The sequence below is a fragment of the Tardiphaga sp. GW822-FHT04G09 genome (assembly GCF_058800725.1).
Genome location: NZ_JBXAMO010000020.1, coordinates 21,719 through 34,055, shown reverse-complemented (window position 1 = coordinate 34,055; position 12,337 = coordinate 21,719). Strand labels below are relative to the sequence as shown.

Genomic DNA, 12,337 nt, shown 5'->3' with positions numbered 1-12,337 from the left:
GACGATAACCGCTAGAAGCAGCGCACCTCAGCCTCGGCCTGGGCGCGCCGGACGTCATTGATGGCGCTGGTGGCCTGTTCCGAGGTTCGGAACTGGGCGCTCAGATTGCCGCGCACCTGCGACATGCTCAGCGCCGTTTCCGCGGTGATATAGCGGGTATAGGGCACCAACGACGCCACGACATCGATCGAGCACGAACATTGCTCGATCGACTGCCGGGTCTCGCCATTCGCCTTCATGCAGCCGAAGACATATTCGGCGCGCGCGGATGTCGGATAGTCATTGATCTCCGCTGCTCCTGCCGACCCCGACAAAACGGCAACGGCCGCAAACGCGACGAGATATCCTGTCATGCGATCGGGTCCCACGAGAGCCTCGCAAAGCTGGCGAAGACGACCGGCAAACTATACTAAGAAAACGAAACGGCTCAATAAGCCGAACAGATATGGAGGGGACATGTCGCGCACATCTCTATCGATGGCTGTCATATTGCTGCTCATGGCAGGCAGCGCTCATGCCCAAGGCAAAGCCGGCAAGGGCATCAGGCTCTGGAACCTGACGACATCGACCATTACCGGATTCCAGCTATCCCCGGCCGGAAAGCAGCAATGGGGCGCCAATCTCACATTGGCGGACAAGGATAAGGAAGTCGATCACGATGAGCGGCTGCGCATCACGGGGATAGAGCCTGGCAGTTACGACGCCAAGGTCAGCTATCCCGAGGCGCGCCAGTGCGTGGTCAGGAATATCGAGATCAAGGCCGATGCCGTATTCTCGATTGCAGACAAGGACCTGCAGGACTGCAACAAATAGTCCCTGGTTGTTTGGTCAGCCGGCCTTTGTTCCCCGGGCAGTGTCAGCCCTGTCATGACCATGTGGATATTCGCAGCGCCACTTCACCGCGGTCCATTTCGGATGATCGCCGATCCACTGGGCGATATAGGGCGGCGCCGCCATGGCGCATTGCTGCAGCGAGAAGTTCGCCGTGAACGACAGGTTTCGCTCTTCGCAGGCGTTTGGTGACATCACCGCGCAGACTGTCAGGACCAGATTGATCATGTTCATGTCGGGGCATCCCAGATCATTCGCCGGACGATAACATCTCAAATACGCGCCGGGCAGGGCGAAGTTTCGGCGATCCCTGCGCTAAAAATTGACCCCATAGACCAGCCGGGCCTGGTGGCGTTCAAAATTGACCAGATCCAGTGTCGATCGTGGCAGCTCCGAGCGGCCCCATAACTGCGTGCTCCAGCTTGCAGTCAGCCGAGATCGTTCCGAGAGCTGGAAATAGGCGGTTGGCCCGACGAACAGCGCCTGACCAGCAAGTTCGTCAAGGCCGATCCCCTCATATCGGCGCATATAGCGCGCTTCGCCTCCGAGAAGGATGCCGGGACGCACCTGCATCATGACGCCGAGCGCCGCTCCGATGCTCGCCTCGCGTTCCCGCGTTCCGGTATCGGCATAGCGCGTCCATTCCGGCTGATAGATCAGATTGAGGGCCGCAACAGCGACGTCAGGGACGATCTCCCGATCGAAGGCCAGCGTCAGTCCTGTGCCGTAGCTCCTGACCCGCGCTGCGCTCGTTTCGTCGATCCCGTTGAACTGCGTCTCGATCGCGAGGGTCATGCCGAGGGGGGCCGTCTCGCGATCAAGAAATCTGTAGCGAAAGTCCACCGATGCGCCCTGCCAGCCGAGCGCGCGCTGATCGGTGAGCCCGGGAACACCAGCGATCCGATAGGCTGAGAAGCTGCTTCCGATCTCGATGCGAATGTCCTTGACGGGAACGAATTCCAGTTCGAATTCCTGCTCGCCCGCACGATAGCGACCGCCGGATTTCCCGAACCGTCCGGTCGTCTCGCTCTGGAATTCCCGTTCGCCCACCCGGCCGATGTCACTGCCGATCATGAAGCCGAAAATATGCTCGGTATCGATGTCACCCGCCTGCGCGCGCGGCACGGCGAGCATGCTCAATGCAAGAATCGCCGCGTAGACTGTCCTGACGCCGCGCTGCACCTGCATTCAATCCCGTCATCGAAGAGAGACGTCTATATAGAGATAACGCACCGTGCGAGGCTAGTCGAAATCGGCCCGGCCGCGAAGACGTCCTGCGATTGGCTTGAACATCGCGCCAGGATCGGTTGCTATATGCACGCGGCACGCACCGTTAGTGCCACTAGTCAGGGAAGGATAACGTCCATGGCGAGACTCCTGGTCCTTTACAAGACACCGAAGAAGCCCGCAGCCTTCGACAAATACTATCAATCCGTACATATCCCGCTGGCGAGGAAGATTCCGGGGCTGAGACACTATGGTGTCAGCACAGGGAGCGTCACAACGCCGACGGGAGACGGCGACATTCATCTGGTCGAGGCGCTGGATTTCGAAACGGTTGCGGTGCTCAAGCTGGGCCTCGCCTCGCCGGAAGGGCAGGCTGCCACTGGCGATCTCGCGAATTTTGCGGATGGCGGCGTAGATCTCCTGATCTTCGACACGAAGGACGCCTGACAGCCGCAGCGCGCGTTCAGCAGCCTCTGCCCGGCTCACAGACTTTCGCCTGCGAGCCGGGAGAGATCGATCAGGATGAACGATCCGTTACTTACGGGCCGCGCAAGCGTACATGTTGATTTCCATGCCGACCTGCACTTCCACGATCTTCGGAGTCTTCCAACTCATCTTGGTCTCCTCAGAGTTTGCGCAATGATTGCGCCGCCGGACGATAAGGAGTGAGGCGACTTCTTTCAACATAACTCCTCGCGGTTGCGGCGCGAAATGTGCACGGCAGCCGAAGTACAGTTACATTTCTTCAGCGAGAGCAGATCGCTGATGGCCGTGATGCGCTCTGTGAATAGCGGAGGGAACCACGCCAAAATATTTCCGGAACACGCGACTGAAGTGCGAGGAGCTTGAGAAGCCCCAGGAAAAAGCGACGTCCGTGATCGTCTTTCCGTTCTGCGCTTCCAGTTCCTGCCGGCAGTTCTGCAGCCGCGCCTGCCAGATATAGTCGCTGACCGTCATCCCGCGGTCGCTGAACAGCATATGCAGATAGCGTTTGGTGCAATGCAGTGCAGTGGAAATCTGATCGATGCTGAGCTCGGGGTCACGCAAATGTTCCCGAATGAAACCCTGCGCACGGACATACATGGCTTCCGGCCCGACGCGATCAAGCGTCGTGTCGACTTCCCGGAGCGGTAACAGCAACAGATCAATCAGCGAATCCGCAACGCCGATGGCATTGTTTGGCGATAATCTGGTCGCTTCGCTGAAGGCGGCCTGTACGAATTCGTGGGCGATGCGCCCCGTGCCGGCGCGGGCCGACAGCTTACAGGCGGCGATATTTCCCGCGCCGAGGCCACGCTCGTGCAGCAACTCCTTGGGTACGATCACGACGTCATGACGCGTAAAGGCCGGGCTGACGATGGTATGCGGGCACGACACGTCATAGACGAGGCAATCCCCGGGCCCGATATCGATCCGACGACTGTCCTGTTCGAAATGGGAGACGCCATAGGTTTGAAACAAGATCTTCACGTATGGATGGTCGCTTTGCCGAACCCGTGGGGCAGCGTGACCGATTCGATGCTGGCTCGCCTCGATCTGACACAATTTCAGTCGCGACACCGATGTGTAATTGATCAGTCCGTCGAATGTGGATGCTTCCAGCGGATCGACGTCAAATCGTCCACACAGATCGGTCAGAGCATCTGACCAAACCTGGATCTGCTTTGTCGGCGTCAATCCGGAGGTACTGAGAGAGCTAAGCGTATCGGACATGAACTGTTCACCGATGAAAGACCATCACGTAACGGTCGGCCACGAGATGGAACTATACTTACAGAACGAAGCACATATGGAACGACGCATATATGGAACAATGTGCGATACAATATGTGACGGCACAGCCCGCAGCTCAGGAATCGCGATCAGAGCAATCGACTTTTCCAAGTCAATCCTCTGACTTGATACCAGTCACGTCAAGTGAAACATCAGCCACGGATCGCGCTGCGGCGATCCGTGTGCAGTGCGAAAGACGCCGGCTTTTCAGGCCCGTTCAGGTTTCTCGTCCGCGCGCGAGAAAATTATCTTGCACAGGTTCTCTGTCGAGCAAGCCTGCTTCGCTCTTGGGCAAGTAAGCAGCAGCGGAGCTGGCTAATTATAGATTACCAAAATGAAGCTGGGCCGCTCGACGAGACCCGGCATTATGTCTGGGAGGACATCACAATGCGTAAGGTGCTGCTTGCGACCTGTCTTGGCACGATGGCGGCCTCTGCCGGAGGCGTTGCCATCGCCAATGATGAACTGACAAAGATGGCGCAGAACCCGAAAGACTGGGTGATGCCGGCGGGCGACTACGCCAATACGCGCTATTCGAAATTGAACCAGATCACGGCGGCTAATGTCGGCAAGCTGCAGGTGGCATGGACGTTCTCGACCGGTGTTCTGCGTGGCCACGAAGGCGGTCCGCTGATCATCGGCAACATGATGTATGTGCACACACCGTTCCCGAACAAGGTCTATGCGATGGATCTGTCGCAGGACAACAAGATCGTCTGGAAGTATGAACCGAAGCAGGATCCGAACGTCATTCCGGTAATGTGCTGCGACACCGTCAATCGCGGCGTTGCCTATGCGGATGGCAAGATCTTCCTGCATCAAGCCGACACGACGCTCGTCGCGCTCGACGCCAAGACCGGCAAGGAAATCTGGACGGTGAAGAACGGCGACGCCACCAAGGGCGCTACCGGAACGTCAGCTCCCCTCGTTGTCAAGGACAAGGTGCTAATCGGCATTTCCGGCGGCGAATTCGGCGTTCAGTGCCACATGACCGCCTATGACCTGAAGACAGGCAAGCTGGCATGGCGAGCCTTCTCGGAAGGACCGGACGACCAGATCATGGTGGACCCGGAGAAGACCACCGCACTCGGCAAGCCCGTCGGCAAGGACTCCAGCCTGAAGACCTGGCAGGGCGATCAATGGAAGATCGGCGGCGGCTGCACCTGGGGCTGGACCTCCTACGATCCCGAACTGAATCTCGTCTATTACGGCTCGGGTAATCCCTCCACCTGGAATCCGAAGCAACGTCCCGGCGACAACAAGTGGTCGATGACCGTCTTTGCGCGTGATGCCGACACCGGCATGGCCAAGTGGGTCTATCAGATGACGCCGCATGACGAATGGGACTATGACGGCGTCAACGAGATGATCCTGAGCGATCAGCAGATCAACGGCCAGCCGCGCAAGCTGCTGACCCATTTCGATCGCAACGGCCTTGCTTACACCATGGATCGCGTCACCGGCGAACTGCTGGTTGCCGAGAAGTACGATCCGAAGGTGAACTGGACCACCGGTGTCGACATGAACAAGTCGTCGCCGACCTATGGTCGCCCGAAAGTGGTCGATCAGTACTCCACCGAGAAGCAAGGTGAAGACGTCAACACCAAGGGCGTCTGCCCGGCAGCACTCGGCACCAAGGACCAGCAACCCGGAGCCTATTCGCCAGATACCCAGCTGTTCTATGTACCGACCAACCACGTCTGCATGGATTATGAGCCGTTCAAGGTGAACTACACCGCCGGCCAGCCTTATGTGGGCGCAACGCTGTCGATGTATCCGCCTCCGGGTGAAACCCATATGGGCAACTTCATTGCCTGGGACAACAAGACCGGAAAGATCGTCTGGTCCAACAAGGAACAGTTCTCGGTCTGGTCGGGCGCCCTCGCCACTGCAGGCGGCGTGGTGTTCTACGGCACGCTCGAAGGCTACCTGAAGGCAGTCGACGCCAAGACGGGTAAGGAACTCTACAAGTTCAAGACTCCGTCCGGCATCATCGGCAACGTCACCACCTACGAAAACAATGGCCGGCAATATATCGCCGTCCTGTCGGGCGTCGGCGGCTGGGCCGGCATCGGTCTTGCTGCGGGTCTGACGGATCCGACTGCTGGTCTCGGTGCCGTCGGTGGCTACGCGGCTCTGACCAACTATACCGCACTCGGCGGCGCGCTGACGGTCTTTGCACTCCCGCAGTGAACTGACTCATCAGTCACCGGCGCATGGCTTCGTTCATGCGCCGGTCTTTTCTGAAATCGCATGCCGAGGGACAAGCTCTTGCGTCACATCTGGTCTGTTATTGCCGCGATCGTTTTCGTGGCCTCTGGAAATGTCACTTTCGCCGGCGACGTCGGCGACCCCACAGCCGTCAAATCCGAAGACGGAAAGTATTTCGACAAGGATGGAAATCCGACCTTCAAGGTTTCAGCCGATGGCACCGTCGATTGGTACACATATTCCGGCTACCGCCGCTATCATTCGGAATGTCACGTCTGTCACGGCCCCGATGGCATGGGCTCGACCTATGCACCGGCGCTGCAGGATTCGCTCAAGACAATGAGCTATGGCGACTTCCTCGGTGTGGTCGCCAGTGGCCGCAAGAATGTCACGTCGTCGCAGGAAAACGTTATGCCGGCATTCGGCGATAATACCAACGTCGCCTGCTACATGGACGACCTCTATGTCTATCTGCGTGCCCGTGCCAACGATGCGGTCGGCCGCGTGCGCCCGGGCAAACGCGAGGAGAAGCCCGCCGCCTATACCCAGGCTGAGAGTGCTTGCATGGGCAAGCCCTGACAATGCGGGGCTCTAGCGACACAATGACCTGTAGTCCCGGATGACAAAGGGAGTTGAGAATGAAGACCCGCGCCGCAGTCGCCTTCGAAGCCAAGAAGCCTCTGGAGATCGTCGATGTCGATCTCGAAGGGCCGAAGGCCGGTGAAGTTCTGGTCGAGATCAAGGCGACCGGAATTTGCCACACCGATGCCTATACGCTGGACGGTTTCGACAGCGAAGGCATCTTTCCTTCCATCCTTGGCCATGAAGGCGCAGGTATCGTTCGCGATATCGGCCCCGGCGTCAGTTCGGTCAAGCCGGGCGATCATGTCATCCCGCTCTACACGCCGGAATGCCGGCAATGCAAAAGCTGCCTGAGCCAGAAGACCAATCTCTGCACCGCGATCCGCGCCACCCAGGGCAAGGGCGTGATGCCGGATGGCACGTCACGCTTCAGCTATAAGGGCAAGCCGATCTACCACTATATGGGTTGCTCGACCTTCTCGAATTTAACCGTGCTCCCTGAAATAGCTGTCGCGAAGATCCGTGAGGACGCACCGTTCGACAAGAGTTGTTATATCGGCTGTGGCGTCACCACCGGCGTCGGAGCCGTGGTCAACACCGCCAAGGTGACGCCCGGCGCCAACGTGATCGTTTTCGGTCTCGGCGGGATCGGGCTGAACGTCATTCAGGGCGCCCGGATGGTCGGAGCCGACAAGATCGTCGGCGTCGATCTCAATGACGAGAAGGAGGAGTGGGGCCGCCGCTTCGGCATGACCCATTTCGTCAATCCGAAGAAGGTCGATGGCGACATTGTTCAGCATCTGGTGGGGCTGACCGACGGCGGCGCCGATTACACATTCGATTGCACCGGCAATACCACGGTCATGCGACAGGCGCTCGAAGCCTGCCATCGCGGCTGGGGCGTCTCCGTTGTCATAGGCGTCGCGGAGTCCGGAAAGGAGATCGCGACCCGGCCATTTCAGCTCGTCACAGGTCGCGTCTGGAAAGGCACAGCCTTCGGCGGTGCACGCGGTCGTACCGACGTGCCCAAGATCGTCGACTGGTACATGAACGGAAAGATCGAGATCGATCCGATGATTACGCATGTCCTCAAGCTGGAAGAGATCAACAGGGGCTTCGATCTGATGCACGAAGGAAAATCGATCCGATCGGTGGTCGTGTTCTGAATGCAGGCCGCAACACAAGAGTGCCCATACAACTATGCCTCACACGAGTGAGGCATCATACCAGGAGGATAGACTGATGACTGTTCATATCCACCCGTCCGTTGACGGCGGCGTCAAACAAGGTTCAGGCCATTTTGCCGGTGGTACACTCGTCTGCAAATGCAGCGACAAACCGGTCAAGGTCGGCGTCAAAGGCGACGTCGCTCATAACCACGCCTGCGGCTGCACCAAATGCTGGAAGCCGGAGGGGGCAACCTTTGCGGTGATCGCTGTGGTTCCGCGTGAAAACGTCACCGTGCTGCAAAACGGCGACAAGCTGCGCATCGTCGATCAGGCCGCAACCATCCAGCGCCATGCCTGCACCGGATGCGGCACCCACATGTTCGGCCGTATCGAGAACAAGGGACATGCGTTTTACGGCCTCGACTTCATTCATCCCGAATTGTTCGAAGAATCCGGCTCGGCCGCACCGGGCTTCGCCGCCTTCGTCTCGTCGGTGATAGAATCCGGCGTGAAGCCGAGCGACATGGCTGCCATACGGTCGCGCCTGAAGGAGCTCGGGCTCGAGCCTTATGATTGCCTGTCACCTGCGCTGATGGATGTCCTCGCCAATCACGTGGCAACGGCCAAAGCGGCCTGAGTGAGCACAGCATAAGAGCATCTGCCGGTGGGGACATGTCGCCACCGGCATTGCAATCAGCAGACCTCCCTCTGCAAACGGTACTTCAAGCAGGGCGATGGATATCTACGACAATTGCTCGTCGTCGGAGCGCCTGCCGTCATCCGGCATGCGCAGCGCCGTGGGACGAAGCGTAGCTGGTTGCTTCATCTCGGACGTTGACGTGCAAATCAATCCCGAAGCAAAGGCAGGAGTATTTTGCCTTGCCGCTCGATCTCTGCCAGATAGGGCGTGTCGGACAGGATGAAATATTTGATTCCGAGATCGCGGTATTTCTGCAGCGAACTGGCCACTTCGGATGCCGAGCCCACCAGCCAGGTGGTGCCTGCGCCGGCTGCGCCGAATTTTCCTGGTGCCGTATAGAGATTGTCATCAAGGACGTCGCCGCGGGCCTGCAGATCGAGCAGTCGCCGTTGGCCGATGGCGATGGCGGGGCCGTGGTCGTTCCAGCCTGCGCCGGCTTTCCTCGCCATATCAGCAACCTTGGCTTCCGCCGCAGCCCAGGCCTCGGCCGAACTCTCCCGGACCAGCGTCGTGATCCTCAGACCAAACTCCAAAGGCGGGAGATCCCGATCGAGGCGCTGACTCAAGGTCTTGAGCCGCTCAATTCGCTCTTTGACGTCACCGAGCGGTTCGCCCCAGAATAGCTGGACATCGGCTTCGGTTGCGGCGACATGCTCGGCCGCGTCCGATGCCCCGCCGAAATACAGCTTCGGATGGCGGCGATTGCCGCGCTGGACGATGCGCGGCGCCGCGGTCGAGTCCGACACGCGAAAGTGCGCGCCGGAATAGGTGACGTTTTCTTCGGTCCACAGCCGCCGGACGATGCGCATGAATTCCTTGGTCCGCGCATATCGCTGCGACGAGTCGGCCTCGTCATCCCCGTAAGCCGCCAGATTGTCCTTGCCGGACACGATATTAATGCGAACCCGGCCGCCGCTCAATTGATCCAGTGTGGCTACGGCAGATGCAAAATGCGCCGGCTGCCAATAGCCCGGGCGGATGGCTATAAGCGGTTCGAAAGATGTCGTTCGGGCCGCCAGCACCGATGCCACGGTGAATGTGTCCGGCCTTCCCCAGCCGGTTCCGATCAGCGCGCCCTTCCACCCATGGCGTTCCAGCGCTTGCGCCTGGTCGGCAAGCGTCTCGACGCTGTTGTGGTTTGGATCGACGACATCGCCGCGGTGACCTGCCTTCACGTCATTCGGGATGTACCAAAGAAACTCCGAACGATCGCTCATGATGTCCCCTGACGATGCGACCGCATTTTTGCGTGCGGCTCACCGTCCCGTGCCGGTTTCAAAATGGGCGTACCGATGTTGCGCCGAACACGATGGCTGCGATCAGCGCCAATGCGCCGTAAACGGCGGCGGTGTGCAGGCGCACCGCCGTGCGGTTCGACGACGCGCGCGCACGGCTATGCAACCGGGCTTCCGCCGATAGTTCACGCATCATCGTTCTCCAACGCGCCATTTGCCAATAACCAAAGCGATAAACCCGGTCTGCGCAAGCGCGCGCCAGAAATAACGATGATCAGCGCGTCGGGGCGTTCCGGTGTGGAGCAATATTCTCCGCGCCGTCCGCGCCAGGCAATTTTGTTCGTCTGGCGCTGATTGTCATTCAGTTAGGAACTCAGCGAGCCGTGGCGATACGGGATTGGCCAGCCTTGTGACTTCGCTGGAGCACGAGTGCTTTTGCCGCGCGTTCCGCTGCGCGTGCCGATCCGAAATGGTCACCTTCGAGCGCGTCGAAGGCAGGCTCTGATGAGAAGAAACGAAATCCGCGCTCTTCGGCGACGACGATCCCGGCAGTGCGATGGAAGACTTCGATGACATAGGCATTGGACATGCGCGTTCCGTTCGCCGCCGAAGCAGCGATCCTATCTGTGAGTGATGGGATGTTCGATGTGAGCCGTTACGGCGGAATCAACAACACGCGCCGGTGGCCGCGGACACGCAGCGGCAGGTCACGCGCTTGCGCGACTGGCTCACTACTGTTGTCTCATATGCGGTCATGCAGGCATTCCGAAGTGCATAATCTGTGTCACGAATATCCGACGGTGGTGTTCGTTCGTCAATGAAATGGCCATCCAAATTTAGCGGCGCCGCAATGATGACGATGCTGCGCGCGGGCATGTGCGGCGAATGAACCGCTGCCGGACGACGGCGCAGCCATAATCAAAGTCGACCTCGCGCGCGCCGGCGGTGGTGCCGAGATAGTGGCTATCGCCGCTGGTCGGCAGGATCTTGAGATCGCTGTGTGCCGCGGGGAAGCAGACGATCCGGAGAACTCCAAAAACCGGGACGATCATGGGTTGATTGCTCTGCACAATGCGGCCATCTGGAGAATGTTACGCCTCGATGCGGCACCCTTGATCTTTGACCAATGCGTTGCGGCGTTTGGCGCGCAAGCCTGTGATCTGCAGCAGTGCCACGATGCACTGCGCGAAAGATGTATCGGACGTTTTGCTCAACCGTAGCAAAAATCCATCGCTATCGATCACCCGCCAGCGCATCCAATATGGCGCGATCAAGTGTTGAGGCATGAATTACTTTATTGCGATCAGCACGTTGACATCTCTTTTGCGCTCGGAGACATGCCGCGGAACTCATAAGGAGATGATCATGAAGTTGGGACGTTCGCTGCTGGCCGCCGCCGCGGCCATCGTGTTGCAGGCGGGTATCGCAAGCGCGCAGGATTCCCTGCGCATAGGCGCCCCGCTTCCGCTGACGGGGGCATTGGCTCCGGAAGGCGCAAAACTGAAGCAGGGCTATGAGCTCTGGCAGGAGAAGGTCAATGCGGCCGGTGGCATCAAGGCGGGCGAGAAGAAGCTGAAGATCGAGCTGGTCTATTATGATTACCAGTCCACGACGCCCAAGGCGGTCCAGCTCGCCGAGAAGCTGATCACCGATGACAAGGTCGATTTCCTGTTCTCGCCGTTCGGCTCCGGCGCGGCCAAGGCCGTGAGCGCGGTGGCCGAGAAGGCCGGCGTGCCGCTACTGGCATCGAGCGCATCGTCTGCCGAAGTGTTCGATCAGGGCTACAAGAACCTGTTCGGCATTTATACCGACAACAGCACCCTGAGCGAGCCGATCGCGGATCTGATCAAGGCGAAGTTGCCCAATGTGAAGCGTGTCGCAATTCTGGCCCGCAACGATCTCTATCCATTGTCGCTGGCCAATGAATTCGAGAAGAGCGCCAAGAAGCGCGGCTTCGAAATCGTGTTCTTCGAGAAGTACCCGATCGGCACGCTGGACCACTCTTCTGCGCTGACGCAGTTGCGCGCCGCCAAGCCCGATTGGGTCGTGGTCACCGGCTATATCAACGACCTCATCCTCGCCCGCAAGCAGGCGGGTGAGCTGAAGGTCGGTGGTCAGGTCTACACGCTGATCAATGGTCCGGCCTACAAGGAATGGATCGACGCCGTCGGCCCGCTGTCGGAGAATGTCACCACTGCAAGCTGGTTTCATCCGGTCCTGAATTACAAGAGTGAGGATGTTTTCGGCTCGACGCAGGATTTCGTCGCGCAGTTCAAGACCAAATACGGTGCCGAGCCAGACTTCACCCAGGCGTCAGGCGCCGCCGTGGGTGTCATCCTGCAACTGGCCGTCGAGCGCGCTGCCTCCAAGGATCGCGATGCAGTCCGCGAGCAACTCGTGAAGGGCGGCTTCAAGACCTTCTTCGCGCCGATCTCGTTCGGCCCGACAGGTATCGCCAATTCCTACATCCCGCCGGTCTATCAAATCCAGCAAGGCAGGGTGCAGGTGGTCTATCCCGCCGACATCGCCACCAGCGATTTCCGGGCGACCCCGGGGAACTGATTTTCTGACGCTTGCGAGGCCGTGGCAGCACGTTCTGCCACGGCCTC

At 59.2% G+C, this 12,337-nt stretch carries 16 protein-coding genes; 7 read left to right on the top strand and 9 right to left on the bottom strand.

Annotation, left to right across the window (positions count from 1 at the left end):
* Positions 1-11: 11 nt before the first annotated feature.
* The gene (locus AC1RLZ_RS25110; protein ID WP_493190829.1) at positions 12-353 is read right to left on the bottom strand and encodes a hypothetical protein; all 342 of its coding nucleotides are present in this window, start codon (positions 351-353) and stop codon (positions 12-14) included.
* A 103-nt stretch (positions 354-456) separates the two neighbouring features.
* Here AC1RLZ_RS25110 and AC1RLZ_RS25105 point away from each other — a divergent pair, with 103 nt between their 5' ends.
* Positions 457-813, top strand: coding sequence for a hypothetical protein (locus AC1RLZ_RS25105; protein ID WP_493190828.1), 357 nt, complete (start codon positions 457-459; stop codon positions 811-813).
* Positions 814-828: 15 nt separating this feature from the next.
* Here AC1RLZ_RS25105 and AC1RLZ_RS25100 read toward each other — a convergent pair whose 3' ends face one another.
* Positions 829-1,065, bottom strand: coding sequence for a hypothetical protein (locus tag AC1RLZ_RS25100; protein ID WP_493190827.1), 237 nt, complete (start codon positions 1,063-1,065; stop codon positions 829-831).
* Between the two features lie 81 nt (positions 1,066-1,146).
* Positions 1,147-2,019: a DUF6662 family protein gene (locus AC1RLZ_RS25095; RefSeq protein WP_493190826.1), complete on the bottom strand. Its 873-nt coding sequence runs from the start codon at positions 2,017-2,019 to the stop codon at positions 1,147-1,149.
* A 177-nt stretch (positions 2,020-2,196) separates the two neighbouring features.
* Here AC1RLZ_RS25095 and AC1RLZ_RS25090 point away from each other — a divergent pair, with 177 nt between their 5' ends.
* Positions 2,197-2,505: an EthD family reductase gene (locus AC1RLZ_RS25090; protein ID WP_493190825.1), complete on the top strand. Its 309-nt coding sequence runs from the start codon at positions 2,197-2,199 to the stop codon at positions 2,503-2,505.
* Between the two features lie 87 nt (positions 2,506-2,592).
* On the opposite strand, the gene pqqA is transcribed toward AC1RLZ_RS25090, so the two are convergent.
* Both pqqA and AC1RLZ_RS25080 read right to left on the bottom strand, forming a co-directional pair.
* A complete protein-coding gene (gene pqqA, locus AC1RLZ_RS25085) occupies positions 2,593-2,673 on the bottom strand; it encodes a pyrroloquinoline quinone precursor peptide PqqA (protein WP_081421972.1) in 81 nt (26 codons plus the stop codon).
* A 120-nt stretch (positions 2,674-2,793) separates the two neighbouring features.
* On the bottom strand, positions 2,794-3,771 hold the full coding sequence (locus AC1RLZ_RS25080) for a helix-turn-helix domain-containing protein (protein ID WP_493190824.1): 978 nt from the start codon (positions 3,769-3,771) through the stop codon (positions 2,794-2,796).
* A gap of 447 nt (positions 3,772-4,218) precedes the next feature.
* Here AC1RLZ_RS25080 and xoxF5 point away from each other — a divergent pair, with 447 nt between their 5' ends.
* The 4 genes from xoxF5 to gfa all read left to right on the top strand — a co-directional run bounded on the left by xoxF5 (position 4,219) and on the right by gfa (position 8,430).
* Positions 4,219-6,024, top strand: a complete 1,806-nt coding sequence (gene xoxF5, locus AC1RLZ_RS25075) for a lanthanide-dependent methanol dehydrogenase XoxF5 (RefSeq protein WP_493190823.1) — start codon at positions 4,219-4,221, stop codon at positions 6,022-6,024.
* Between the two features lie 108 nt (positions 6,025-6,132).
* Positions 6,133-6,621 (top strand): c-type cytochrome, methanol metabolism-related, encoded by a 489-nt coding sequence (locus AC1RLZ_RS25070; protein WP_493190897.1) that lies wholly within the window; start codon positions 6,133-6,135, stop codon positions 6,619-6,621.
* Between the two features lie 59 nt (positions 6,622-6,680).
* Positions 6,681-7,790, top strand: coding sequence for an S-(hydroxymethyl)glutathione dehydrogenase/class III alcohol dehydrogenase (locus AC1RLZ_RS25065; protein ID WP_493190822.1), 1,110 nt, complete (start codon positions 6,681-6,683; stop codon positions 7,788-7,790).
* Between the two features lie 76 nt (positions 7,791-7,866).
* Positions 7,867-8,430: an S-(hydroxymethyl)glutathione synthase gene (gene gfa / locus AC1RLZ_RS25060; protein WP_493190821.1), complete on the top strand. Its 564-nt coding sequence runs from the start codon at positions 7,867-7,869 to the stop codon at positions 8,428-8,430.
* Positions 8,431-8,639: 209 nt separating this feature from the next.
* Here gfa and AC1RLZ_RS25055 read toward each other — a convergent pair whose 3' ends face one another.
* The 4 genes from AC1RLZ_RS25055 to AC1RLZ_RS25040 form a co-directional block, all read right to left on the bottom strand.
* The gene (locus tag AC1RLZ_RS25055; protein WP_493190820.1) at positions 8,640-9,710 is read right to left on the bottom strand and encodes an LLM class flavin-dependent oxidoreductase; all 1,071 of its coding nucleotides are present in this window, start codon (positions 9,708-9,710) and stop codon (positions 8,640-8,642) included.
* A gap of 58 nt (positions 9,711-9,768) precedes the next feature.
* A complete protein-coding gene (locus AC1RLZ_RS25050; protein WP_371422365.1) occupies positions 9,769-9,921 on the bottom strand; it encodes a hypothetical protein in 153 nt (50 codons plus the stop codon).
* A gap of 180 nt (positions 9,922-10,101) precedes the next feature.
* Complete coding sequence (locus AC1RLZ_RS25045) at positions 10,102-10,317, bottom strand: hypothetical protein (RefSeq protein WP_493190819.1); 216 nt, start codon at positions 10,315-10,317, stop codon at positions 10,102-10,104.
* 247 nt (positions 10,318-10,564) lie between these two features.
* Positions 10,565-10,780, bottom strand: a complete 216-nt coding sequence (locus AC1RLZ_RS25040) for a hypothetical protein (RefSeq protein ID WP_493190818.1) — start codon at positions 10,778-10,780, stop codon at positions 10,565-10,567.
* Between the two features lie 313 nt (positions 10,781-11,093).
* Between AC1RLZ_RS25040 and AC1RLZ_RS25035 the strand changes: the two genes are divergently transcribed.
* Positions 11,094-12,290, top strand: coding sequence for an amino acid ABC transporter substrate-binding protein (locus tag AC1RLZ_RS25035; RefSeq protein ID WP_493190817.1), 1,197 nt, complete (start codon positions 11,094-11,096; stop codon positions 12,288-12,290).
* Positions 12,291-12,337: the final 47 nt, after the last annotated feature.

What these genes read in the sequence shown, in the direction of transcription:
- AC1RLZ_RS25110 (WP_493190829.1), bottom strand. Translation starts at nt 353, where the DNA reads ATGACAGGATATCTCGTCGCGTTTGCGGCCGTTGCCGTTTTGTCGGGG.
- AC1RLZ_RS25105 (WP_493190828.1), top strand. Translation starts at nt 457, where the DNA reads ATGTCGCGCACATCTCTATCGATGGCTGTCATATTGCTGCTCATGGCA.
- AC1RLZ_RS25100 (WP_493190827.1), bottom strand. Translation starts at nt 1,065, where the DNA reads ATGAACATGATCAATCTGGTCCTGACAGTCTGCGCGGTGATGTCACCA.
- AC1RLZ_RS25095 (WP_493190826.1), bottom strand. Translation starts at nt 2,019, where the DNA reads ATGCAGGTGCAGCGCGGCGTCAGGACAGTCTACGCGGCGATTCTTGCA.
- AC1RLZ_RS25090 (WP_493190825.1), top strand. Translation starts at nt 2,197, where the DNA reads ATGGCGAGACTCCTGGTCCTTTACAAGACACCGAAGAAGCCCGCAGCC.
- pqqA (WP_081421972.1), bottom strand. Translation starts at nt 2,673, where the DNA reads ATGAGTTGGAAGACTCCGAAGATCGTGGAAGTGCAGGTCGGCATGGAA.
- AC1RLZ_RS25080 (WP_493190824.1), bottom strand. Translation starts at nt 3,771, where the DNA reads ATGTCCGATACGCTTAGCTCTCTCAGTACCTCCGGATTGACGCCGACA.
- xoxF5 (WP_493190823.1), top strand. Translation starts at nt 4,219, where the DNA reads ATGCGTAAGGTGCTGCTTGCGACCTGTCTTGGCACGATGGCGGCCTCT.
- AC1RLZ_RS25065 (WP_493190822.1), top strand. Translation starts at nt 6,681, where the DNA reads ATGAAGACCCGCGCCGCAGTCGCCTTCGAAGCCAAGAAGCCTCTGGAG.
- gfa (WP_493190821.1), top strand. Translation starts at nt 7,867, where the DNA reads ATGACTGTTCATATCCACCCGTCCGTTGACGGCGGCGTCAAACAAGGT.
- AC1RLZ_RS25055 (WP_493190820.1), bottom strand. Translation starts at nt 9,710, where the DNA reads ATGAGCGATCGTTCGGAGTTTCTTTGGTACATCCCGAATGACGTGAAG.
- AC1RLZ_RS25050 (WP_371422365.1), bottom strand. Translation starts at nt 9,921, where the DNA reads ATGCGTGAACTATCGGCGGAAGCCCGGTTGCATAGCCGTGCGCGCGCG.
- AC1RLZ_RS25045 (WP_493190819.1), bottom strand. Translation starts at nt 10,317, where the DNA reads ATGTCCAATGCCTATGTCATCGAAGTCTTCCATCGCACTGCCGGGATC.
- AC1RLZ_RS25040 (WP_493190818.1), bottom strand. Translation starts at nt 10,780, where the DNA reads ATGATCGTCCCGGTTTTTGGAGTTCTCCGGATCGTCTGCTTCCCCGCG.
- AC1RLZ_RS25035 (WP_493190817.1), top strand. Translation starts at nt 11,094, where the DNA reads ATGAAGTTGGGACGTTCGCTGCTGGCCGCCGCCGCGGCCATCGTGTTG.